The sequence below is a fragment of the Pseudarthrobacter sp. TE3704 genome (assembly GCF_056279405.1).
Window position 1 is genome coordinate 1 of record NZ_JBWCCJ010000017.1, and the last position, 24,020, is coordinate 24,020.

General features: G+C 66.1%; 17 protein-coding genes. 13 read left to right on the top strand and 4 right to left on the bottom strand.

Going from position 1 to position 24,020, the window contains the following annotated elements; all coding sequences use genetic code 11:
* Positions 1 to 135: 135 nt before the first annotated feature.
* Positions 136 to 798, bottom strand: coding sequence for a phosphate signaling complex protein PhoU (gene phoU, locus ACZ9BC_RS22550; protein WP_476247910.1), 663 nt, complete (start codon positions 796 to 798; stop codon positions 136 to 138).
* Between the two features lie 205 nt (positions 799 to 1,003).
* Between phoU and ACZ9BC_RS22555 the strand changes: the two genes are divergently transcribed.
* On the top strand, positions 1,004 to 2,251 hold the full coding sequence (locus ACZ9BC_RS22555) for a sensor histidine kinase (RefSeq protein WP_476247920.1): 1,248 nt from the start codon (positions 1,004 to 1,006) through the stop codon (positions 2,249 to 2,251).
* A complete protein-coding gene (locus tag ACZ9BC_RS22560) occupies positions 2,248 to 2,928 on the top strand; it encodes a response regulator transcription factor (RefSeq protein WP_079598280.1) in 681 nt (226 codons plus the stop codon). The genes ACZ9BC_RS22555 and ACZ9BC_RS22560 overlap by 4 nt, the downstream gene beginning before the upstream one ends.
* Before the next feature lie 77 nt (positions 2,929 to 3,005).
* On the opposite strand, the gene ACZ9BC_RS22565 is transcribed toward ACZ9BC_RS22560, so the two are convergent.
* Complete coding sequence (locus tag ACZ9BC_RS22565; protein WP_476247921.1) at positions 3,006 to 3,548, bottom strand: hypothetical protein; 543 nt, start codon at positions 3,546 to 3,548, stop codon at positions 3,006 to 3,008.
* A gap of 272 nt (positions 3,549 to 3,820) precedes the next feature.
* Between ACZ9BC_RS22565 and ACZ9BC_RS22570 the strand changes: the two genes are divergently transcribed.
* The 8 genes from ACZ9BC_RS22570 to ACZ9BC_RS22605 all read left to right on the top strand — a co-directional run bounded on the left by ACZ9BC_RS22570 (position 3,821) and on the right by ACZ9BC_RS22605 (position 11,448).
* Positions 3,821 to 4,303, top strand: coding sequence for a CarD family transcriptional regulator (locus ACZ9BC_RS22570; RefSeq protein WP_011690592.1), 483 nt, complete (start codon positions 3,821 to 3,823; stop codon positions 4,301 to 4,303).
* A gap of 156 nt (positions 4,304 to 4,459) precedes the next feature.
* Positions 4,460 to 5,242, top strand: coding sequence for a 2-C-methyl-D-erythritol 4-phosphate cytidylyltransferase (ispD, locus tag ACZ9BC_RS22575; RefSeq protein ID WP_476247911.1), 783 nt, complete (start codon positions 4,460 to 4,462; stop codon positions 5,240 to 5,242).
* A gap of 17 nt (positions 5,243 to 5,259) precedes the next feature.
* On the top strand, positions 5,260 to 5,760 hold the full coding sequence (ispF, locus tag ACZ9BC_RS22580) for a 2-C-methyl-D-erythritol 2,4-cyclodiphosphate synthase (protein WP_476247922.1): 501 nt from the start codon (positions 5,260 to 5,262) through the stop codon (positions 5,758 to 5,760).
* A gap of 9 nt (positions 5,761 to 5,769) precedes the next feature.
* On the top strand, positions 5,770 to 7,227 hold the full coding sequence (cysS, locus tag ACZ9BC_RS22585) for a cysteine--tRNA ligase (RefSeq protein ID WP_476247912.1): 1,458 nt from the start codon (positions 5,770 to 5,772) through the stop codon (positions 7,225 to 7,227).
* Between the two features lie 155 nt (positions 7,228 to 7,382).
* Positions 7,383 to 8,372 (top strand): 23S rRNA (guanosine(2251)-2'-O)-methyltransferase RlmB, encoded by a 990-nt coding sequence (gene rlmB / locus ACZ9BC_RS22590; RefSeq protein ID WP_079598276.1) that lies wholly within the window; start codon positions 7,383 to 7,385, stop codon positions 8,370 to 8,372.
* 87 nt (positions 8,373 to 8,459) lie between these two features.
* A complete protein-coding gene (gene glgX / locus ACZ9BC_RS22595; RefSeq protein WP_476247913.1) occupies positions 8,460 to 10,580 on the top strand; it encodes a glycogen debranching protein GlgX in 2,121 nt (706 codons plus the stop codon).
* 14 nt (positions 10,581 to 10,594) lie between these two features.
* Positions 10,595 to 11,083, top strand: a complete 489-nt coding sequence (locus tag ACZ9BC_RS22600) for a guanyl-specific ribonuclease (RefSeq protein WP_476247914.1) — start codon at positions 10,595 to 10,597, stop codon at positions 11,081 to 11,083.
* An 8-nt stretch (positions 11,084 to 11,091) separates the two neighbouring features.
* The gene (locus ACZ9BC_RS22605; protein ID WP_476247915.1) at positions 11,092 to 11,448 is read left to right on the top strand and encodes a barstar family protein; all 357 of its coding nucleotides are present in this window, start codon (positions 11,092 to 11,094) and stop codon (positions 11,446 to 11,448) included.
* A gap of 3 nt (positions 11,449 to 11,451) precedes the next feature.
* Here the strand turns inward: ACZ9BC_RS22605 and ACZ9BC_RS22610 are convergent, their stop codons facing one another.
* The gene (locus ACZ9BC_RS22610; protein WP_476247916.1) at positions 11,452 to 13,239 is read right to left on the bottom strand and encodes a thiamine pyrophosphate-requiring protein; all 1,788 of its coding nucleotides are present in this window, start codon (positions 13,237 to 13,239) and stop codon (positions 11,452 to 11,454) included.
* A 46-nt stretch (positions 13,240 to 13,285) separates the two neighbouring features.
* The gene (gene glgP, locus ACZ9BC_RS22615; protein ID WP_476247917.1) at positions 13,286 to 15,904 is read right to left on the bottom strand and encodes an alpha-glucan family phosphorylase; all 2,619 of its coding nucleotides are present in this window, start codon (positions 15,902 to 15,904) and stop codon (positions 13,286 to 13,288) included.
* A 191-nt stretch (positions 15,905 to 16,095) separates the two neighbouring features.
* Here glgP and ACZ9BC_RS22620 point away from each other — a divergent pair, with 191 nt between their 5' ends.
* The 3 genes from ACZ9BC_RS22620 to ACZ9BC_RS22630 are packed head-to-tail and all read left to right on the top strand — an operon-like array spanning position 16,096 to position 23,664.
* Positions 16,096 to 18,138 carry an alpha-1,4-glucan--maltose-1-phosphate maltosyltransferase gene (locus ACZ9BC_RS22620; protein WP_476247923.1) on the top strand — a complete coding sequence of 681 codons (2,043 nt, stop codon included), beginning with the start codon at positions 16,096 to 16,098 and terminating at the stop codon, positions 18,136 to 18,138.
* The gene (gene treS / locus ACZ9BC_RS22625; protein WP_476247918.1) at positions 18,135 to 19,931 is read left to right on the top strand and encodes a maltose alpha-D-glucosyltransferase; all 1,797 of its coding nucleotides are present in this window, start codon (positions 18,135 to 18,137) and stop codon (positions 19,929 to 19,931) included. Before ACZ9BC_RS22620 ends, treS begins: the two co-directional genes overlap by 4 nt.
* A 1-nt stretch (position 19,932) precedes the next feature.
* Positions 19,933 to 23,664 (top strand): 1,4-alpha-glucan branching enzyme, encoded by a 3,732-nt coding sequence (locus tag ACZ9BC_RS22630; protein WP_476247919.1) that lies wholly within the window; start codon positions 19,933 to 19,935, stop codon positions 23,662 to 23,664.
* Positions 23,665 to 24,020: the final 356 nt, after the last annotated feature.

Below are 24,020 nucleotides of genomic sequence, written 5' to 3' on the forward strand. Positions count from 1 at the left end.
TGCCCCCCCCGCCGCCCCACCGCCCCTCGGGGGGGTTCCACCCCCGGCCCTGGGGTTGGGCTTAAACAAAAAAACCCCCCGGGGGGCGGGCCCCCCCCGGGGCCCCGCCCCGCCGTCGTAAGCGCTGCTTGGCTGCTAGCTGTGTTCGTTGGCGTTCGGCTGCCAGGCGCCCGTTACCAGGTAGGTGACCTTCTGGGCCACGGAAACGCCGTGGTCGGCGAAGCGCTCGAAGTAGCGGCTGGCCAGGGCCACATCCACGGTGGTAGCGGGGGATTCGGCCCATTCGGGTGCGGCGATGGCCTTGAAGACGCTCAGGTGAAGATCGTTGATGTCGCTGTTCGCCTTCAGGATGTCCCTCGCCACTTCAAGGTCGCGGGTTTCCAGCAGGACGGTCAGCTTGTCAGCGATCATCTGGTCCACTTCGGCCATCCGCTTGAACGTGCCGGTCATGGACCCGGGAATGACCGTGGACGGGAACCGGAGGCGGGCCAGCTGTGCGATGTGCCGGGCAAGGTCTCCCATCCGCTCCAGCGACGCACTCATGCGGAGGGAGCCCACGATCATGCGCAGGTCGCTGGCAACGGGACCCTGCAGCGCCAGGATATCGATGGCCCGCTCGTCCAGGCTGTTCTGCAGGAAGTCGATCCGCGCGTCCGCGGCAATAACGTCCTGGGCGAGGTCCACGTCCGCCACTTCAAAGGAAGTGGTCGCCTTGTCCATCGCTTCGCTGACCAGGCGGGAGATCTCCACCAACTGGTCACCCACATGGGTGAGCTCTTCCTGAAAAACCTTACGCACGTAGGCGTCCTTTCCTTGGAACTCCTGCGGCCCGTGTCAGGGCAGCGGGAATCGTGTCGCCGTTCGGCACTCCAACCCGCTACTCTGCCACTGCCCGGTGAACGGTTAAGCCCTTGCAGGTGAACGTTAGTTGAACCGTCGCCGCAGGCGGTCCTGACGCGCCGGAAGGCCCCCTGTAAGAGCATAAGGTGGATCTGTGGATCCTATGCTCATCGGTCTGGTCGCAGGCCTCGTCGGCCTGGCGCTTGGCACGTTCGGCGTGCTCGCCTACCGGGTCAGCGAGAAGCAGCGCCGGCTGCTGGACGTGGACGCTGGAGAGCCGGCCCTGCCGGCCGGCGCCGCGGAGGTGCTCGCCGTCGTCGGACGTGCCTTTGTTGTGGTCGACGCCGTGGACGGTGTGGTCCGCGCGAGTCCTGCCGCCTACGCGTACGGGCTGGTCCGCGGCCATACGGTGGTGCATAAGGAACTGCTGGACATGACGGCCGGAGTCCGCCGTGACGGCGTCATCCTTGAGAAGCAACTTGAATTGCCGCGTGGTCCGCTGGGGCAGGGGACCATCATCGTGCAGGTGCGGGCCGCGATGCTCGGGGAGGAATACATCCTCCTGCTCGCGGACGACCGCACCGAGATCACGCGCACCGAGGAAATCCGCAACGACTTCGTTGCCAACGTTTCACATGAACTCAAGACCCCCGTCGGTGCCATCTCGCTGCTCGCCGAAGCCCTGGAGTCTTCGGCCGACGACGAACTGGCCGTCCGTCGCTTTGCCAAGCGCATGCACAAGGAATCCGGCCGCCTCGCGGCGCTGGTGCAGGACATCATCGAACTCTCCCGGCTGCAGGGCGCCAGCGTGACGCAGGAGGGCCGCCCGGTGGACATCAACGCCGTCATCGCCGAGGCCGTGGACCGGTCGCAGCTGCCCGCGGAAAGCAAGAACATCACCATCGTTGTGGGTGGCCGGACCGACGGTAAGGTCTTCGGCGACCAGGACCTGCTGGTGACTGCCCTTCGCAACCTGATCGACAACGCCATCAGGTATTCCCCGGCCAACACACGCGTAGGCATAGGCGTCCGTACCAAGGAGGGCCTGGTGTCGATTTCCGTGACCGACCAGGGCGAGGGCCTTAGCGCCGAAGACCAGGAACGCGTCTTCGAGCGCTTCTACCGGGTGGATTCCGCGCGTTCCCGCCACACCGGCGGCACGGGCCTGGGCCTGAGCATTGTCAAGCATGTTGCCTCGAACCACGGCGGCGAGGTGACCCTGTGGTCCCAGCCGGGCCAGGGATCCACTTTCACCCTCCGTCTTCCCGAGATGGAGGGGCACGACGGCGACGAGGAACTTCCGCCTGCTGCCGCCCCTGTGCGGGGGCCGTCAGGGCAGCACACCGACCAGCCAACTGTCACCCAAGTACCCCGCGCCGCAGGCGCAAAAGAACGAGGAGCTAGCGCTTGAGCAGGATTCTGATTGTCGAGGACGAGGAGTCGTTCAGCGATCCGTTGTCCTATTTGCTGGGCAAGGAGGGGTTCGAGGTGGAGGTGGTGGACAACGGCCTGGACGCCATCACCGAATTCGACCGGAACGGCGCGGACCTGGTGCTGCTGGATCTGCAGCTGCCCGGGCTTTCCGGTACCGAGGTCTGCCGGCAGCTCCGGCAGCGTTCCAGCGTGCCGGTGATCATGCTGACCGCCAAGGACTCCGAAATCGATAAGGTGGTGGGCCTGGAGCTCGGGGCCGACGACTACGTCACGAAGCCTTATTCCTCCCGTGAACTGGTGGCCCGGGTGCGGGCGGTGCTGCGGCGCCAGGGTGAGCCGGAGGAACTGATTTCCTCCACGGTCCAGGCCGGGCCGGTCCGGATGGACATCGAACGGCACGTGGTGAGCGTGGACGGGGAGCAGGTGCTGCTTCCGCTCAAGGAATTCGAGCTCCTCGAAATGCTGCTGCGCAACTCGGGCCGGGTGCTGACCCGCGGCCAGCTGATCGACCGGGTCTGGGGCTCGGACTATGTGGGGGACACCAAAACCCTGGATGTCCACGTGAAGCGGCTCCGCGGCAAGATTGAACCCGATCCCTCGGCGCCGCGGTACCTGGTGACGGTGCGCGGGCTGGGGTACAAGTTCGAGCCGTAGGCTGCACGCCGAAACGGCATAACAAAAGGGAGGGGCCGGCCGGCGCCTCCCTTTTGTCTGCGGCTTGCTGCGCCGGCCTAGTGGCCGGTGCCGCCGCCAAGTTCGGAAGCCGTCGGCGAGGGGGTCGGCGAGGGCGACTGCGTGCTGCCGGCCGGCAGGTACTCCTTGTACTCCGGAAGCGTGGCATCCAGGACGGGAACCTTGACGGTGTTGCTGACGTTGGTGCCGTCCTCGGTGATCTTCACGTCCACGAGGGAACCGGGGATGCCGCCGGTGGTGCTCAGGATGGCTTCGTCCGAGCTCTCGTTGAGCAGGGTGTAGTCGTTGGCCTTGACGGGAACCTCGGTCTGCGAGCCTTCGGCGCCGTTGACCGTCAGCTTCACGTCCTGGGAGGAGGAGTTGTAGACGGCGCCTATCAGGCGGCCCGGCTGGTCTTCGCCCGCCGAAATAATGAGGATGTTCCGGAGCTGCAGCGGCCCGAGGTCGGTGATGATGCCGTCTGACGACTGGTACTGCTCGCTTGTCTGCTGGGAATTGATGTACCCGCAGCCTGACGCCAGCAGCCCGACGCCAAGAGCGCCTGCCGTCAGTGCCAGTTTGGCGCGCTGGGCCCGGTTCATCGCAGTGAAACGCACGTCACGTACTCCTCGAGAGTCTTGAAACATTATTCAGCCCATAGCCTATCCGCAAAGCCGCTGAAACGAGGATTCGGCGCCGTCATATCACCCTTGGCAGCGCCTGGACGATGCACTATTATCCGCATCCGTCAAGGGGTCCAGGGGGGTTGATTTGCCCGATTTTCCGCGTATTTCCGCGGTTCCGGGCCTTTTCCGCGGCCGGTCATATGCCTGAATCGTGATAAACTGGTCTGCGGGAAAGGGGAAATGTCCACATGGTATTTGAGGTCGGCGAGACAGTAGTTTACCCTCACCACGGTGCTGCGAAGATTGAAGAAATCAAGATGCGCACCATCAAGGGCGAAGAGAAAATGTATCTCAAGCTCAAGGTGGCTCAGGGTGATCTGACCATTGAAGTTCCAGCAGAAAACGTTGACCTTGTTGGGGTCCGGGACGTAGTGGGCAAGGAAGGCCTGGAGCACGTGTTTGATGTGCTTCGTGCCGAGTTCACCGAAGAGCCCACCAACTGGTCGCGTAGGTACAAGGCAAATCTGGAGAAGCTTGCTTCCGGTGACGTCATCAAGGTGGCTGAGGTCGTTCGCGACCTGTGGCGCCGGGATCACGACCGGGGCCTTTCCGCAGGCGAGAAGCGAATGCTGGCCAAAGCCCGGCAGATTCTGATTTCAGAATTGGCGCTGGCTGAAAAGACCGACGAAGAGAAGGCGGCAAGCGTTCTCGACGAGGTCCTGGCTTCCTAAGAATTGAACCCCGGCGGCACGCAAGTGCGGCCGGGGCTTCTTTTTGCCCTGAAACAGCCGTCCTGAATATGGCTCGGGGGCCTGAGCGCGAGTCCTTCCGGTTCCGGCTTGAGTTTGTTCGGCACGCCGGCCCACCGGGACGTTAGGCTGGTCCGCATGAGCGAAACAGCTAAGCGCCTGGTCACCGCGGTGATCCTGGTGGCCGCAGGTTCCGGGCAAAGACTGGGCTACGGGATGCCCAAAGCTGCAGTGCCGCTGGGCGGCGAACCCATTCTTATGCATGCCCTGCGCGGCATCGTTGCGGCCGGAATCAGCAGCCAGGTCTGCGTTGCCCTGCCGGCAGGCGATGATGGCCTGCGCCGGCTGTGCGAGGACTTCCGGGAAGAACTCGCCGACGGTGGTCCGCTGCTCACCATCGTCGACGGCGGGGCCACCCGGGCGGACTCAGTCCGCGCGGGCCTGGAAGCGCTGATGGAAGGCACCGAAGCGGTCATGGTGCATGACGCCGCCCGCGCCCTGACTCCGGAGTCGGTGTTCCACCGCGTGGTGGAAGCACTCGCTGCGGGTGCTGAAGCCGTCATTCCCGCCATCCCTGTGGTGGACACGGTCAAGACCGTCGCAGCCACCACGGGTGAGGGCAGCATGCTGGCACCTGAAGTCGTCACAGGCACCGCACCCCGCGAGGACCTGCGGGCGGTGCAAACGCCGCAGGGCTTCCGCTTCCGCACGCTGCAGCGGGCCCACCAGGCAGCCCGGGCCCTGGAGCCCCGGCAGGCCGCCGCCGTCACCGATGACGCCATGCTTGTTGAAATGACCGGCACGGCCGTCCACGTAGTGCGTGGCTCCACCCAGTCCCTCAAAATCACCACTCCCCTCGACCTGATCCTGGCGGAGGGGCTGCTCGAAGGCCCCCTTGGCGCCCGTTGGGTGGAGGGATAGGCGTGCAAAACAACCCGATGATCATTCCCCGTACCGGAATCGGCGTGGACGTCCATGCCTATGCCCCGGAGGATGCCCCGCGCCCCCTCTGGCTGGGCGGACTCCTCTGGCCGGGCGAGCGTGGCCTCGCCGGGCACTCGGACGGGGACCCCGTGGCCCATGCCGCCGCCGATGCCCTGTTCTCGGCCGCCGGAATCGGCGACCTGGGCACCCACTTCGGAACCGACAGGCCCGAGTTCGCCGGCGCCTCCGGGGTGGCACTGCTGGCCGAAGCTGCACGGATTGTCCGCGCGGCCGGTTTTGAGATCGGTAACGTGGCTGTCCAGTTCGTGGGCAACCGGCCCAAGTTCGGTCCCCGCCGCGAGGAATCAGCGCAGGTGCTCAGCGACGCCGCAGACGCACCCGTCAGTGTCACGGCCACCACCAGCGACCGGCTGGGATTCACGGGCCGCGGCGAGGGAATCTGCGCCGTGGCCACCGCCCTGGTGTATCCGCGGCCGTCCGGCGCCATCGGCTAATCTGGAGCGGTGACCCTGCGCTTCTATGACACTGCCTCCGCCGAAGTCCGCGACTTCGTCCCCCTCGTCGCCGGAAGGGCCAGCCTCTACTACTGCGGGGCAACGGTGCAGGGCATGCCCCACGTGGGGCACATCCGCTCCGCCATCGCCTTCGACCAGCTGACCCGCTGGCTGGAGTACCGCGGCCACCGGGTCACGGTGGTCCGCAACGTCACCGACATCGACGATAAGATCCTGGCGAAGTCGGCGGAGTCTTTCGCCCCGGACTTCAGCGGCGGCCCCGGCGACGTGGCAGCCGAGGAATGGTGGGCGCTGGCGTACCGGTTTGAGCAGGAGTTCCTGAAGGCCTACGACACCCTGGGCGTCTCCCGCCCCACATACGAACCCCGGGCCACCGGGCATATCCCGGAAATGCACACCCTGATCCAGCAGCTGATCGATCGGGGGCATGCCTACCCCGCCCTCGATGACTCAGGCGACGTCTACTTCGACGTGCGCTCCTGGAGCAAGTACGGAGCCCTGACCCGGCAGAACATCGACGACATGCAGGCAGCCCCCGACGCCGATCCCCGCGGGAAGAAGGACCCCCGCGACTTCGCCCTGTGGAAGGGTTCCAAAGAGGGCGAACCGGCTACCGCCAGCTGGGCTTCCCCGTGGGGTGCCGGGCGTCCGGGATGGCACCTTGAGTGCTCGGCCATGGTCACCAAATACCTCGGCACGGAGTTCGATATCCATGGGGGCGGGCTGGACCTGCGGTTCCCGCACCACGAAAACGAAATGGCGCAGTCCCAGGCGGCAGGCCACCCGTTCGCCAACTTCTGGATGCACAACGGCATGGTGACGTACGAGGGCGAGAAAATGTCCAAGTCCATCGGCAACACCATCAGCCCTGCCGAGATGCTGGAGCTGGCCTCCCCGCGGGTGGTCCGCTACTACCTCGGCCAGGCGCACTACCGCTCGGTGCTGGACTACCGGCCGACGTCGCTGCAGGAGGCCGCAGCCGCCGTCGAACGCGTTGAAGGGTTCATCAACCGCGCCGTCCGTGCACTGGCCGCCGGCGAAACCTACGGCCTTGTCACCGATGGGAAAGTGCCGGCCCCGTTCGAGCGCGCGATGGACGATGACCTGAACGTGCCGCAGGCCCTGGCCGTACTCCACGAAACAGTCCGGTCCGGCAATACAGCGCTGACTGAGGGCCGGCTGGAGGGCGCCCGGGAGGCCCTGCACCAGGTGCACGACATGCTCGGGGTGCTCGGCCTGAACGACGTGGCATCCGGTCCGGCGGGCGACGCCCGCGAGGCAGCCGCCCTGGAAGTCCTGGTCCAGGCCCAACTGGCGGCCCGGGCCGAAGCGCGCGCCAACAAGGACTGGGCGGCGTCGGACGCCATCCGGGACACCCTGAAGGAAGCCGGCGTCGTGGTCGAGGACGGTCCGGACGGCGCCACCTGGAGCCTGAAGCGCGACTGACCCCCTTTGACCCACCTGAGCCGGTGACTGACTGCGCCCCGTAGACCTGACTGCCGGCTGCCACCGCGGGTGCTTTGCCACCCGGGAACGTCGATTTTTCTTCGGTCAGTAGACTGGTAAGCAGACTCAGTCAACACAATTAAGGGTGGAACAACATGGCCAATAATGGTCGCCGATCGGTTAAAGCGAAGAAGGGCCCAACCATCGGAACCGGTGGCCATGGCCGCAAGGCCCTCGAAGGCAAGGGCCCCACGCCCAAGGCTGAGGACCGTCCGTACCACAAGGCGCACAAAGCCAAGCAGCTGTCCGAGCGCTCTGCGGCCAAGCGCGGCACGGGTGCCCGCAGCGCCGGGGCAGCAAAATCCGGGCCCAAGGGACGTGCCACCGAGGAAGTCGTCACCGGCCGTAACTCCGTGGTGGAGGCACTCCGCGCCGGCATCCCAGCCAAGGCACTGCACATCGCCATCCGGATCGAGATGGACGACCGTGTCAAGGAATCCCTGAAGCTCGCGGCTGAGCGCGGCATCCCGCTGCTGGAAACCGGCAAGCCCGAGCTTGACCGCATGACCGATGACGCGGTGCACCAGGGCCTGGTCCTGCAGATCCCCCCGTACGACTACGCCGACGCCTATGACCTGGCCGAAGAGACGGTGGACAAGTGGAAGAAGGGGCACATCGGCAACGCGCCGCTCTTCGTCGCCCTGGACGGCATCACCGATCCCCGCAACCTCGGCGCCATCATCCGCTCAGTGTCCGCCTTCAGCGGCCATGGCGTCATCGTTCCGGAGCGCCGCTCCGTAGGCGTCACTGCATCCGCCTGGAAGACCAGTGCCGGCGCAGCTGTCCGCGTTCCCGTGGCACGCGCCTCCAACCTCAACAGCGCCCTCAAGCAGTTCAAGAACATGGGCATCTTTGTCCTGGGCCTGGACGGCGACGGCGACGTCTCGCTGCCGGACCTCACGCTCGCCACGGAACCTGTGTGCATCGTGGTGGGCTCCGAAGGCAAGGGCCTGAGCCGCCTGGTCCGTGAAAACTGCGACCAGATCGTCTCCATTCCCATCGACTCCGCCATGGAATCCCTTAATGCATCCATGGCCGTTGGCATCTCGCTCTACGAGGTCTCCCGCCAGCGCGCCACCAAGTAGTTTCCACCACCGCCACCCGCGGGCCAGCCCCGGTGCCATCGTGACGCCGGGGCTGTCCACGTGCCGCTGGCGGCTACTATTTAGGTGATGGTCATGCCGCTTTTCGACACCGCTTCCACCATGGACGCCTCAACGGCCGTTCCCCTCGGTGTCAGCGTTCCGCGCGCGGATTCCGGCGGGACCCGCCACCGGGCCGGGGGCCGCGCCAACGTTGCCTGCTATGCGCCCGGTGTTCCCAGCCTGGAAATCGTCTACATCGCCCCCGGCGGGGACTGGCGCGTCCAGGCGCTGCCGAACGTCACCCATGGCGTCCACCACGGCATCGTGGAGGACCTGCCGTACGGCTCGCGGTACGGGTTCCGCCCCGCGGCCCCGGAGCAGTCGCAGTCCCTGCCCCTTGCGGTGCCCACGAAGGATGTTGACGAGGACGACGCCGGCCAGCCGCTCCTGCTTGACCCGTACGGGCGTGCCGTGGACCAGCGGGACGGCTTCCTGACCAGCGTCCGGATGGCCAGCGACTTTGACTGGGGCGCCGACGAGCGCCTGCGGCTGCAGTGGCGCAACACCATCATCTACGAGGCCCATGTGCGCGGGCAGACCATGCTCCACCCGGACGTGCCCGAGGAGCTCCGCGGCACCTACGCCGGCATGGCCCATCCCGCCATCATCGAGCACCTCAAGGGCCTGGGCGTCACATCCATACAGCTGCTGCCGGTGCACTTCCACCTCGATGAGCCGCACCTGCAGGACCTGGGGCTGACCAACTACTGGGGATACAACACCGCCGCCTTCTTCGCGCCCCACCCGGCCTACGCCACCCGTGCGTCACAGCAGGCGGGCCCGCAGGCCGTGCAGGACGAGTTCAAGGGCATGGTCAAGATGCTCCACGCCGCCGGGCTGGAAGTCATCCTCGACGTCGTCTACAACCACACTGCAGAGGGCGGGCCCGACGGCCAGACCGTCAGCTTCCGCGGGCTGGGGGAGGACACCTATTACCGGACCGATGGCCACGGTAGGTACGTGGACACCACAGGCTGCGGAAACAGCCTCAACTTCGGCGAGCCCCGGGTTGTCCAGATGGTCCTGGACTCTCTCCGGTACTGGGTGGACGAATTCCACATCGACGGCTTCCGCTTCGACCTGGCCGTGACGCTGTGCCGGAACGGGGCCAACGAGTTCGACCCCCGGCACCCGTTCCTGGTGGCCATCGCCGCGGATCCGGTCCTGTCGGACGTGAAACTCATTGCCGAGCCGTGGGACGTGGGTTACGGCGGCTGGCAGACCGGGCGGTTCCCGGGCGGCTGGGTGGACTGGAACGACCACTTCCGCGACACCGTCCGCTCATTCTGGCTGGCGGACCGCGCCGCCCTCGAAGCCGGTGGCCAGGGCGGGTCCGTGGCAAAACTCGCCGACGCGCTGTCCGGCTCCGCTGCACTTTTCCAGCCCTCCGGCCGCTCGCGCCTGGCTTCGGTCAACTACGTCACGTCCCATGACGGTTTTACCCTGAATGACCTCGTCTCCTTTGACCGGAAACACAACGAGGACAACGGCGAGCAAAACCGGGACGGCCACGGGGACAACCGCAGCTATAACCACGGTGTGGAGGGCCCCACCGAAGACGGCGAGATCCTGGCCAGGCGCGCACAGTCCCGCCGCAACATGATGGCGTCGCTGCTGATTTCCCTCGGCGTCCCCATGATCACGGCCGGCGACGAACTGGCCCGGACCCAGCAGGGGAACAACAACGCCTACTGCCAGGACAACGCCACCACTTGGGTGGACTGGACCCGGACGCCGGAATCCCACGAGATGCTGCGCAGCACCAAGCGGTACATCCGGCTGCGCAAGGAGTTCCTGGCTGCCCAGCCCCACGACTTCCCGGTGCGTGATGAACAGTCCTACCTGTACTGGTACGACCAGCACGGCCGGCCCATGTCCATGGAGCGCTGGAATGACCCGCGGCACCGGGTGATGCAGCTCCTGCTCGGCACCGACGACGGCTCCCTGGCCGGCCTGGTGGTGGTGAACGGAAGCACCTCAGACGTCCAGATCACCCTGCCCCGCGTCACTGCCGAAGGCACCGCCCCCCGCATGTTCGAACTGCGGCTGACCACCTCGCCGCTGCACGAGCTGCGGCAGGGCGGCATAGTGGCTTCGGGGGAGAAGGACCTCGTTGAGGCCAACTCCATCAGCATCTACCGCACCTAGGCAGGAACAACAGAATGCGTAACCGCTCCCTCCTGCCCGTGCTGCTGGGTGCCCTCGTGCTGCTGGCGTTGGTGGCTTTCGGCGGCTCCGGCGTACTGGGCCAGCTGACGGAAAGTACGACGCCGGACGCCACGTCCAGCGCGACGGCAGCACCGGGGGCCGCATCGCCGTCCGGGCCGGGCGTGCCGGCCCCGGCACCTGCGGCCAACAACCCATCCGGGCTGCCAGCCATCCCGGAATCGGAACTTCCGGCGGAAGGGCGCAGGGTCCTTGAGCTCATCCGCGCCGGCGGCCCGTACCGGTACAGCCAGGACGACCAGGTCTTCGGTAACTTCGAGCGCATCCTGCCGCGGCGCGACAGGGGGTACTACCGGGAGTACACGGTGCCCACGCCCGGGGAATCCGACCGGGGCGCCCGGCGGATCGTCGCCGGCGACAACGGCGAAAAATACTACACCGATGACCATTACGAGTCGTTCACGTTCATAGCGGAAGGCAGCTAAGCACAACCATGAAGATCTACTCCAGTGATACCTGGACCCTGGAAGAACTGCAGGAGCAGGTGGCCGATGCCGGACGGCGAAGCCTGGTTGTCCCCCCGGCCGACAGCAAGAGGGTGGTCCTGGAGACCTTTGGCGAGGTCCTCAGCTTCTCCGAACATTACGGCGTGAACCTCGATGCCCTGAACGACTCACTCCACGACTTTGCGGATGCGATCACGGACAACGGCAACGCCCCGGTCACCCTCCTGTGGCAGGTTGCTGCTCCGTTCCGAAGCGACCGGGCGTTCGGCGTCATCTGCGAAATTCTCCAGGACGCCGAACAGTATGCCGGCAAGGACCTTGCTGTCACTGCAGTGCTGCTGTAAGCCTCACGCGTCCGGACGCTCCTCGTGCGAAACGTACGTGTCGAGCAACTCCGCGGCCCTGCCGCCGTCGTCCTCTGCCGCGAGTCCCTTGCGCATGCTCTCCGCCTTCTCCTTGCCAGCCGGGAACGGCGGCAGGAGCGGGACCTCGGGATCGGTCAGCACCTCGATCACTACAGGCCGGTCCGCGGCGAAGGCCTGCTCCCAGGCATCGCCGAGCTGGTCCGGGTCCTCCACCCGGATACCCTGCAGGCCCAGCAGCTCCGCGTATCCGGCGAATGGGAAATCAGGCAGTTCCTGGCTGTCCGCGAACCGCGGCTCGCCCTCGGACTCGCGCTGCTCCCAGGTAACCTCCGTCAGCTCGCGGTTATTGAAGACGCACACCACGAACCGCGGGTCCTGCCACTGCCGCCAGCGGTGGGCCACCGTCACCAGTTCGGCAATACCCGCCATCTGCATGGCGCCGTCCCCGGCCAGTGCCACCAGCGGCCGGTCCGGATGCGCGAGCTTCGCTGCGATCCCGTAGGGGATGGAACACCCCATGCTGGCGAGGGTCCCGGAAAGGTGTGCAGGCACGCCGCGGGGCAGCACCAGCTGCCGGGCATACCAGTAAACACAGCTTCCGACGTCGATGCTTAGCTGGGCGTCCGCCGGAAGCCTGCCGTTGAGCTCCCGGACCACGCGTTCCGGGTTGACGGGGGTGGCGGGCACCGCGGCGCGGTCCGCGGCGAGGATGCGCCAGCGGCTGACTTCCTGCTCCACGTCTGAGCGCCACTGGCCCCGCGGTCGGTGCTCGAGCTTCCGGTCCAAGGCGGCAAGGGCGGAGGCTGCATCGCCGGCCAGGCCCACCTCCACCGGGTAGCGGTTGCCGATCTTCTTTTCATCCATGTCGATCTGGACGGCGCGGGCAGCCCCGGGCGGCGGGTAGAACTCGGTCCAGGGGTCGTTCGAGCCCACAATCAGCAGGGCATCGCAGTTGCCCAGAAGGTGTGCGCTGGCGGTGGTACCCAGATGCCCCATGGTTCCCACGGCGAAGGGCAGGGTTTCGTCCACGTAGGGCTTGCCCAGCAGGCTGGTGGCGATTCCGGCGCCAAGCTTTTCCGCCACGGCCACAACTTCGGCGGCGGCATGGCGGGCCCCCTGGCCGACCAGCAGCGCCACCTTCTGGGCGGAATTGAGGAGCGCAGCCGCAGCATCCAGATCCTCCTCGCGGGGAGTCCTGGCCGCCGAACTCCACGAGGGGGCGGTGACCACGATGCCGTGTTTCTGCTCCAGCTCCGGGGCCGGCGCCGACTGGATGTCATGCGGGACGATGACGACGCACGGCGATGACGTCGCCTTCGCGGTGCGGAAGGCCCGGTCCAGGACCATGGGCATCTGCTCCGGCGTGCTGACCAGCTGCACGAATTGTGAAGCGACGTCCTTGAACAGGGCGCTGAGGTCGATCTCCTGCATGTACGCCGAGCCCAGCACGGTCCGGCTTTGCTGCCCCACGATGGCCACCACGGGGACGCCGTCCAGCTTGGCGTCGTAGAGCCCGTTAAGGAGGTGGACCGCCCCGGGCCCCTGGGTGGAGGTCACCACCCCCACCCCGCCCGTGTACTTCGCGTGGCCCACGGCCATGAACGCCGCAGTCTCCTCGTGCCGGGCCTGGACGAACTCGATGCGGTCCCTGGCCCGGCGGAGCGCTCCCATGAAGCCGTTGATGCCGTCACCGCTGTAGCCGAAGACCCGGTCCACACCCCAGCTCCCAAGCCGCTCCACAATGACATCGGCCACTGTACGTTCGGTCATACGTCCTCCTGTGTCCGTTCAGGGGAGCGGGCCGAGGCCCGCCGCGCTACGCGTTGACGATCAGCCCCAGCTCTGCCTTGGAAGCAAGCGCCGCATGCCGGGGCAGGACCCGGACTGTATAACCGAACGTGCCCGAGCGGTCGATGACCAGTGAGCCGCTGAACAGGTGGCGTCCGCTGCCCAGGTCCTCCTTCACCTGCAGTTCCATCAGGGTGATGTCCGCCAGGGTGTCGCTTTCCTCCGCCCGGCCGTAGGCCACCTCCACGCAGACGTCCTCCGGCGAGAGGCTGTTCAGGGCCACGTAGGCGTTGACCTGGAGGATGTCACCGATCTGCGGGTCCTCCGAGACGCCCACCGAGTCCACGTGCTCCACGTGGACCTGGGGCCAGGCGGAGCGCACCTTGGCAGTCCAGGACGCCAGCGAGCGGGCCTGCGAAAAGGCATTGGCGCTGGCGCTGCGTCCCGCTTCCGCCGCGGGACGGTACAGGATGTTCACGTAGTCCCGGAGCATGCGCTCGGCCGAAACCGCCGGGCCGAGGTGGGACAGGGTGTGCTTGATCATGGACACCCAGTGCGTGGGCACCTTCTCGGCCTCCGTCGTCGACGGCCCGGCGGCTCCGGCATCCTCGGAGACCGTGCTGCCGTAGAACCGCGGGGCAACCTGGGTTTCGAGCAGCTCGTACAGGGCAGCCGCCTCGATGTCGTCGCGTTCCTCCGGGGAGGCGTCGTTGTTGGCGGTGGGAATCGCCCAGCCGTTTTCGCCGTCGTACATCTCGTCCCACCAGCCGTCCAGGACGGACAGGTTCAGCGACCCGTTCAGCGCCGCCTTCATGCCGGATGTGCCGCACGCCTCCAAAGGACGCAGCGGGTTGTTCAGCCAGACGTCGCAACCGGGGAACAGCGTCCGGGCCATCGCGATGTCGTAGTTGGGCAGGAACGCGATCCGATGCCGCACCTCGGGGTCGTCGGTGAAACGGACCAGGTCCTGGATCATCTTCTTGCCCGCATCATCGGCAGGGTGGGACTTGCCGGCGATGACCAGCTGGATGGGGTGCTCCTTGTGCAGGAGCAGTGCCTTGAGCCGCTCCGGCTCGCGCAGCATCAGGGTCAGGCGCTTGTACGTGGGCACGCGGCGGGCGAACCCGATGGTCAGGACGTCGGGGTCAAGGACCGTGTCCGTCCAGCGGAGCTCGGCATCTGCGGCGCCTCTCTTCTTCCACGCGGCACGCAGCCGCCGGCGGACATCCTCCACCAGTGCGGACCGCATCTCGCGGCGCAGCGCCCAGACGTCGGCGTCGCTGACGTTGTACGCCAGGTCCCAGCGGCCGTTCGCCTCCGCCTCGCTGCCGAACTGGTCGCGTGCCAGCTTGGAGATGCGGCTGTCCACCCAGGTGGGGACGTGCACGCCGTTGGTCACGGACGTGATGGGCACCTCGGAGTGGTCGAAGCCCGGCCACAGAGCGGAGAACATGCCACGGGACACTTCGCCGTGCAGCTTGGCCACGCCGTTGGCGCGCTGCGCCAGGCGCAGGCCCATCACTGCCATGTTGAACACGGCAGGATTCCCGTCGGCGTAGTTTTCGCGGCCCAGTTCAAGGATGCGGTCCACCGGCACATCCGGCGCCAGCCCGGCCTGGAAGAAGTGGCTGATCTGGGAAATCTCAAACCGGTCGATGCCTGCCGGCACTGGGGTGTGCGTGGTGAAGACGGTGGAAGCGCGGCCGGCCGCCAGGGCTTCGTCGAATGTGAGGGCCTGGTCCCCGGACATGAGTTCCTGGATGCGCTCGATGCCAAGGAAGCCGGCATGGCCCTCGTTGGTGTGGAACACTTCCGGCGCCGGCGAGCCGGTGAGCTGCTGGTAGGCGCGCAGGGCCTTGACCCCGCCCATGCCCAGCAGCAGTTCCTGCTGGAGACGGTGGTCCCCGCCGCCGCCGTACAGGCGGTCGGTGACGCTGCGGGCAGCGTCGTCGTTGCCCGGAACGTTGGAGTCAAGGAGCAGCAGGGGAACGCGTCCCACGTCGGCACGCCAGATGTGGGCCAGCAGCCGGCGCCCGTTGGGCAGCGGGAGGGTGATCTGCAGGGGCCGGCCGTTGCCGTCGGGGGAGGGCTCGCGGAGCAGGGTCAGCGGTAGGCCGTCCGGGTCCAGGACGGGGTAGGTCTCCTGCTGCCAGGCGTCCCGGGACAGCGACTGCTTGAAATAGCCGGCCTGGTACAGCAGGCCGACGCCGATCAGCGGCACTCCGAGGTCCGAGGCGGCTTTCAGGTGGTCGCCGGCCAGGATGCCCAGGCCGCCCGAGTACTGCGGGAGCACCTCGGTGATGCCGAACTCGGGGGAGAAGTAGGCGATGGCGGCCGGCGCGTCCGTGCCAAGGCTTTGGTACCAGCGCGGTTCCTCCAGGTACCTGTCAAGGTCATCCTCGGCAGCCCGTACCCGCTCCACCACGGACTGGCTTGCGGCGAGCCGCTGGAGTTCCTCCCGGCTGACCATGCCCAGGAAACCGACCGGGTCCTGCCCACTTTCCTCCCACAGGCGGGGATTCAGCCCGGCGAAGAGTTCGCGCGTGGGCCGGTGCCAGGACCAGCGCAAATTGCTCGCCAGCCGTGCCAGGGGCCGGATGGGTTCGGGGAGGACTGTACGGACCGTAAACCTGCGGATTGCCTTCACCTGCGTCACACTAACCGACAACATGGGCAGCCGGAACCAGCTTTGGGTTTCTTTTGGGTAAATGACAGGGGCATGAAGGAAATGAGGCGCGGCACAACGAATTTAGTGAGCAGGCTTAGCAATCTTCGTCATTTCTCGCTAACGTCGAGCCTGTGACGACTAACTCAGTAACCAGTGCCGCATCAACGAAAATGCCAACGGGACGCATCACCGACGGACTGCGGTTCGGACGTTTTCCGATCACTGCCGTGCAGCCCGTCGTCGAGGGTGGAAAGTTCCCCGCAAAGGCCCTGCCGGGCGAAGGAATCGTGGTGGGTGCCACCGCATTCCGGGAGGGGCACGACCAGCTGGGCGTCAGCGCCGTGCTCCTGGACCCGTCCGGCGCGGAGCGCCAGCGCGTCCGCCTCGCACCGCCCCGCGGGGAACGCGGCATGGGGACGGACCGCTGGGAAGGCATCCTCACGCCGTCGGAAACGGGCAACTGGTCCTTCGTCATCGAGGCGTGGCATGACCGCTACGGCACGTGGCACCACAACGCCGAGGTGAAGGTCGCCGCCGGCATCGACGTCGAGCTGATGCTCGCCGAAGGTGCGGCGCTGCTGTCCGAAGCGGCCGACGACGACTCCCGCAGCGAGGCGGACAGGGCAACGCTGCGCTGGGTGGCCGACAGGCTGGCGGACCGGGCGCTCAGCCCGGAGGAGCGCCTCGCCGCCGGGTTCAGCCACGGGGTGACTGACATCGTGGCCCGCCAGCCCATCCGCGAACTGGTGACTGTTTCCGAAAAGTACCCCCTCCTCGTGGAGCGTGACCGCGCCGGGCGCGGTGCCTGGTACGAGTTCTTCCCCCGTTCCGAAGGCGCCGTCAAGGACCACTCCACCGGTGCCTGGACGTCCGGAAACTTCCGCACCGCCGCCCGGCGGCTGGACGGCGTGGCCGCCATGGGCTTCGACGTGATCTACATGCCGCCCATCCATCCCATCGGCGTGCAGCACCGCAAGGGACCGAACAACACCCTGGTCGCCGGTCCCAACGATCCCGGTTCACCCTGGGCCATCGGTGCCGCAGAGGGCGGCCACGATGCCATCCATCCGGACCTCGGTACCTTCGAGGACTTTGATGCGTTCGTGGCCCGGGCCAACGAACTGGGCCTGGAAGTAGCCCTGGACCTCGCGCTGCAGGCCGCCCCGGACCATCCATGGGTGGAGTCGCATCCGGAATGGTTTACAACCCGGGTGGACGGCAGTATTGCCTACGCCGAAAATCCCCCCAAGAAGTACCAGGACATTTATCCCCTCAATTTCGATAATGACCCCGAGGGGCTTTCCAACGAAATTCTGCGGATTGTCCTGCTGTGGGTGAGCCATGGCGTAAAGATTTTCCGCGTGGATAACCCGCATACCAAACCGGTGTGGTTCTGGGAATGGCTGATTGCCGAAGTGAATAAAACGGAGCCAGGCGTGGTGTTCCTCGCTGAGGCGTTCACGCGCCCGGCCATGATGCACGCCCTGGGCCGCGCAGGCTTCCAGCAGTCCTACACCTACTTCACCTGGCGCAACACGAAGAAGGAGATCGAGGCCTACTTCCACGAGGTCAGCCACGAATCCCCGGCGTTCTTCCGGCCGAACTTCTTCGTCAACACCCCGGACATCCTCACCGAGTACCTCCAGTACGGCGGGCCCGCCGCCTTCAGGATCAGGGCTGTCCTGGCGTCCACCGCCAGCCCGCTCTGGGGCGTGTACGCCGGCTACGAACTTTATGAGCACGTGGCCCGGCCAGGCGCAGAGGAGTACATCGACAACGAAAAGTTTGAGTACAAGGCACGGGACTGGGACGCCGCTGCAGAATCCGGGCGCACCCTCGCACCGTTCATCACCCGGCTAAACCACCTTCGCCGCGACCACCCGGCCCTGCAGGACCTGCAGAACCTGACGGTCCACCAGAGCACGGACGACTCCACTGTGGTGTACTCCAAGCACAAGACTCTTCCTGACGGCTCCAAGGACACGCTCATCGTGGTGGTGAACGTGGATCCCCATGTCACCAAGGAATGCAGTGTTTCGCTCGACCTGGCAGCTCTTGAGCTCGATCCGCAGGACCTGACGGCCAACGGGACCTTCTACGTGGACGACCTGATTTCCGGCGAAAGTTGGGAATGGGGTGAATTCAACTACGTCCGCCTCGATCCGCATGTAGAGCCTGCACATATCCTGAGCGTGAGGAGAATGCATCAGTGAGTTTTAATCCGCAAAGTTCCAGCCAGCACTTCACTCCCAAGAGCACGTTCGAGCTCAATGCGCCAGGTCTCCAGCACGATCCGCTGTGGTACCGGAAGGCTGTGTTCTACGAGGTACTCGTACGGGCTTTCGCGGATGCGAACGGCGATGGGTCCGGAGATTTCTCCGGACTCATCGACCGGCTGGACTACCTGCAGTGGCTGGGAGTGGACTGCCTCTGGCTGCCCCCGTTCTTCCAGTCGCCGCTGCGTGACGGCGGCTACGACATCTCGGATTACAACTCCGTTCTGGACGAGTTCGGCACCATCAGCGACTTCAAGCGGCTGGTCGCGGAGGCGCATGCGCGGGGCGTCCGCGTGATCATCGACCTGCCGCTGAACCACACCTCTGACCAGCACCCGTGGTTCCAGGAGTCCCGCAAGGACCCCGACGGCCCGTACGGCGACTTCTACGTATGGAGCGATACGGACGAAAAGTACCAGGACGCCCGCATCATCTTCGTGGACACCGAGGAATCGAATTGGACGTTCGACCCCATCCGCCGGCAGTTCTTCTGGCACCGGTTCTTCAGCCACCAGCCGGACCTGAACTTCGAAAACCCCAAGGTGATCGAGGCGCTCTTCGATGTGGTCCGGTTCTGGCTGGACCAGGGCATCGACGGCTTCCGCGCGGACGCCATCCCCTACCTCTTCGAGGAAGAGGGGACCAACTGCGAGAACCTGCCCGCCACCCACGAGTTCCTCCGGAAGCTCCGCACCATGGTGGACGAAAACTACCCCGGCCGCGTCATCATCGCCGAGGCGAACCAGCCACCGAACGAAGTGGTGGAGTACTTCGGAACCGAGGCGGAACCGGAATGCCATATGGCGTTCCACTTCCCGATCATGCCGCGGCTGTACTACGCGCTCCGGGACCAGAAGGCCGCCCCCATCATCGAAACCATGCAGGACACCCCCGACATTCCACAGGGCGCACAGTGGGGCACCTTCCTGCGCAACCACGATGAACTGACCCTGGAAATGGTCACGGCCGATGAGCGCGCGGCCATGCTGGGCTGGTACGCGCCCGATCCCCGAATGCGGGCCAACATCGGGATACGCCGCCGGCTGGCGCCGCTGCTGGACAACTCGCGGGCGGAAATCGAGCTGATCAACGCGCTGCTCCTGTCCCTGCCCGGCAGCCCGTTCCTGTACTACGGGGACGAGATCGGCATGGGGGACAACATCTGGCTTGAGGACCGCGACGCCGTCCGCACCCCCATGCAGTGGAACCCGGACCGGAACGCGGGCTTCTCCCATGCTGATCCGGGCAAGCTCTACCTGCCCCCGATCCAGTCGCTGGTGTACAACTACAGCATGGCGAACGTGGAGGCCGAGGCCGCCCATTCCGGTTCCCTGTTGAGGTGGACCCGGCAGATCCTCAGCGTCCGCAAAAACCACCCGGCATTTGGGCTGGGCGGGTTCAAGCATGTCGAAGCCGACCACGACGCCGTCCTTGCCTACCTTCGCGAACTGCCGGAGGGCAATGCCGCCGGTGCAGACGCCGAGACCATCCTGTGCGCCTTCAACCTCTCGCAGCACCCGGTGGCCGCCAGGCTCCGGGTTCCGGAGTACGCCGGCCGCGGGCTGCGTGACGTCTTTGGCGGCCAGACGTTCCCCGGAATCAACGACGACGGCACGCTGACGCTGACCCTGGGCAGCCACGATTTCTTCTGGTTGCGCCTTAGGTCTGCAGCCTCGAACCCGTCGTCGCCCTATACCCAGGCCATGCCCATCCTGTCGATAGAGAACTGAGATGAACCAGCCCATCCTCACCCCCGCCCTGACCGCGCTCCTCAAGGAATGGCTTCCGAGGCAACGCTGGTTCCCCGTCAAAACACCGGATTTCGACATGTCCCAGGTAGGCAGCCTGGGACTGGACGATCCCTCCCGGCACGCCGCGCTGGCCGTCTTCCTGCTCAATGTCACCACCCGTGGTGCCGACGGCGGCCGGCGCACCGCCGTAGTCCAAGTCCCGCTGAGCTTCCGGCCGGCGCCCGCGGCCGGTATGGAGCGGGCCCTCGTTGGCCAGGCCGCAGGGACGGACCCGTCCCGGCCCTGGGTCTATGACGCGGTCCACGATCCCGACTTCGTGGGCGGCTGGCTGGAACTGATCCGGCAGGAGTCCAAGGCTCCCAGCGGCACGGCGACGGGCTACAAAGTGCCCGGAAGCTACCGGCTGCCCACCGCCCGCGGCGTGGTGAAGGTCCTGTCCGGTGAGCAGTCCAACAGTTCCGTCATCGTGGACGACGGCGAATCGGCCGCCATCGTGAAGTTCTTCCGGGTCCTGTCCGAGGGGACAAACCCGGAAGTCGAAGTGGGTGCCGCACTGACGTCCGCCGGGACCTCCGAAGTGCCGGCCACCCTTGGCTGGGTCCGCGGAGAATGGATGGCGCAGGGCAGGACGGCCTCCGGCGATACGGGCACCCGCCATGTCCAGGGCGAACTCGCGGTGGCCCATGAGTTCCTGGCCGGCGGCCGGGATGCCTGGCGCCTTGCCGTGGATGCCGCCCGGTCAGGGACGGACTTCACCGCCGAGGCCCGCGCCCTGGGTGCGGCCACCGCCACCGTCCACCGGCGTCTGGCCGAAGCACTCGGGCAGTCAGCCGAAAGCGAATCCGGGAAGGTGATCGGGCCCGGAGTAGCCCAGCGCGTCCGCCAGGCATGGACGGAAGCCGGTCCCGCCGTCGGGCCCTACGACGAACCCTTGAATGCACTGCTGGACGGCCTCGACGGCGTACCCGCCGGCCCGCTGCAGCGCATCCACGGCGACCTGCACCTCGGCCAGATCCTCCAAGTCCCGCAGGCCGCCGGCACGGCTGGCGGGGGCGCCCGGTGGGCCATCCTCGACTTCGAGGGGGAGCCCATGCGGCCCATCGCCGAACGGAACGTCCCCGATGTTCCCCTGCGCGACGTCGTCGGCATGCTCAGGTCCTTTGACTACGCAGCAGGGGCGGCCCAGCGCGAGCAGGAAGGCGCGCAGGTGCCCGCGTCCTGGGTTGACGACTGCGCCGACGCGTTCCTCGAAGGGTACGCAGGCGTCACCCCCGGCACCGTGGACAGGAACTCGCCGCTCTTTGTGGCATTGTGGCTGGACAAGGCGCTCTACGAAGTAGTTTATGAAATGCGTAACAGGCCCGACTGGCTGGCAATACCAGTGAATGCCTCCAGGCGGCTCCTTAGCGGTAACAGCTCCGGCCACCAGGCCGGCGCAGCATCGGAAGGTAACGAAATGACAGGCTCAGCACGAACTGACCGGCCGGGAGTGCCGCTGCACGTAGATGACGGCACCCTGGGCAGGATCGCGAACGGTGAACACCACGCCCCCCACTCCGTCCTTGGTGCGCACCTGGACGACTACGGCCACGTCACCATCCGCACCGTAAAGCACCTCGCGGAAGCAGTCACCGTCATCACCGCGGCTGGCGAGGTTCCCATGGAACATGAGGCGCACGGCGTGTGGGCTGCTGTCCTGGAACCGCTGCAGCAGGGCCACGTCCCGGACTACCGCTTGTCCGTCACCTATCCCGGCGCTGAACCCGTAACGGTTGACGAACCCTACCGGTACCTGCCCACCGTGGGTGAGGTGGACCTGCATCTGATTAACGAGGGCCGGCACGAGAAGCTGTGGGAGGTCCTGGGGGCCCATGTCCAGCACTACAAGTCCTCGCTGGGTGATGTGGACGGTGTTTCGTTCGCCGTGTGGGCGCCCAATGCGCAGGCCGTCCGGCTCAAGGGTGACTTCAACGGCTGGGACGGACGCGAGCACTCACTCCGCTCCCTGGGTTCCTCGGGGGTCTGGGAAATCTTCGTCCCCGGCGTTTTGGCAGGGGCGTGCTACAAATTCGAAATCCGGACCAGGTCCGGTTACTGGGTGGAGAAAGCCGATCCCCTTGCCTTCGGCACCGAGGTTCCCCCGCTGACCGCATCCAAGGTGGTGGAACCCTCCTATGCCTTCAAGGACGACGAATGGATGGAGGCCCGCGCCCAGCGGGACCCGCACAACTCGGCCATGAGCGTGTACGAAGTGCACCTCGGATCATGGCGCCTGGGGCTGGGTTACCGTGAACTGGCCAAGGAACTGGTGGACTACGTCAAGTGGCTGGGTTTCACGCACGTGGAGTTCATGCCGGTGGCCGAGCACCCGTTCGGCGGGTCCTGGGGCTACCAGGTCACGTCCTACTTCGCGCCGACTTCCCGGTTCGGGCACCCGGACGAATTCCGCTACCTTGTGGACACCCTGCACCAGGCGGGCATCGGCGTGCTCCTGGACTGGGTCCCCGCGCACTTCCCCAAGGACTCCTGGGCTCTTGCGCAGTTCGACGGCGAAGCCTTGTACGAGCACGCGGACCCCAACCTCGGCGAGCACCCCGACTGGGGCACGCTGATCTTCGACTTCGGCCGCACCGAAGTGCGCAACTTCCTCGTGGCGAACGCGCTGTACTGGCTGGATGAGTTCCACATCGACGGACTGCGGGTGGACGCCGTCGCCTCCATGCTGTACCTCGACTACTCCCGCCAGGACGGGCAGTGGCAGCCCAACCGGTTCGGCGGCCGGGAGAACCTGGAAGCCATCTCCTTCCTGCAGGAAGTCAACGCGACGGTGTACAAGACGCACCCCGGCGCGGTCATGATCGCTGAGGAGTCCACGGCGTTCCCCGGCGTGACGGCACCCACCAGCCACGGCGGGCTGGGCTTCGGCCTCAAGTGGAACATGGGCTGGATGCACGACTCCCTCAAGTACGCTTCCGAGGATCCGGTCAACCGCAAGTGGCATCACGGCACCGTGACGTTCTCCATGGTCTACGCGTTCACCGAAAACTTCCTGTTGCCCATCAGCCACGATGAGGTTGTGCACGGCAAGGGCTCGATGCTCCGCAAGATGCCGGGTGACCGCTGGCAGCAGCTCGCCAACCTGCGGGCCTTCCTCGCGTACCAGTGGGCGCACCCGGGCAAGCAGCTCATCTTCATGGGCACCGAATTTGGCCAGGAAGCCGAGTGGTCCGAGCAGCACGGCCTGGATTGGTGGCTTGCGGACATTCCGGCGCACAAGGGCCTGCAGCTCCTGACCAAGGACCTCAATGAGCTGTACAAATCCACCCCGGCCCTCTACACCCGGGACAACGAGCCCGGCGGTTTCCAGTGGATCAACGGGGGAGACGCGGACCGCAACGTCCTGTCCTTCATCCGCTGGGACACCGACGGCAACCCGCTCGTCTGCGCCATCAACTTCTCGGGGGCCCCGCACGTGGGCTACACGCTGGGAGTCCCGACGGCGGGAGCCTGGACCGAAGTGCTGAATACCGACCACACCACCTACGGCGGATCCGGCGTCCTCAATGATGGTGAGCTCAAGGCCTCAGGTGAGGGACAGGACGGGCAGCCGGCAACGTTGACTGTCACATTGCCGCCACTGGGTGCTTCCTACTTCAAGCCGGGGGCAGCCAAGCCGTCGGCCGCGAAGCCAGGAGCAGCCGGAACGGTCTAGTTTGTTTGGACCTTTTGGAATAGCCCGGGATCCGCGTGATTCCGGGCTTTTTCATACCCAGCCGCTGGCGGCGGGGGAGGGCCTGCCGGGTGGAGTTGGCCTTCCCGGGCAAGTGGTGGTAGAGTTTATTTCCGCGCTGCTCCACGGAGTCAGGCGGAAAAACCGACCACAACGCCTCAGGGTGAAGATGGTTGCGGGACGCCGGTTTGACAAGTTGGAAGCCGGCCGGTAAGTTTGGAAAGTTGCTCCGGAGCGAGCCGTGGCCTTGAATGGGGTTGTGGTGGTGCCGGGTGTGTCTGTTGTTTGAGAACTCAATAGTGTGCCAAGTTTGTTGATACCGATTTGTTTTTATGAAT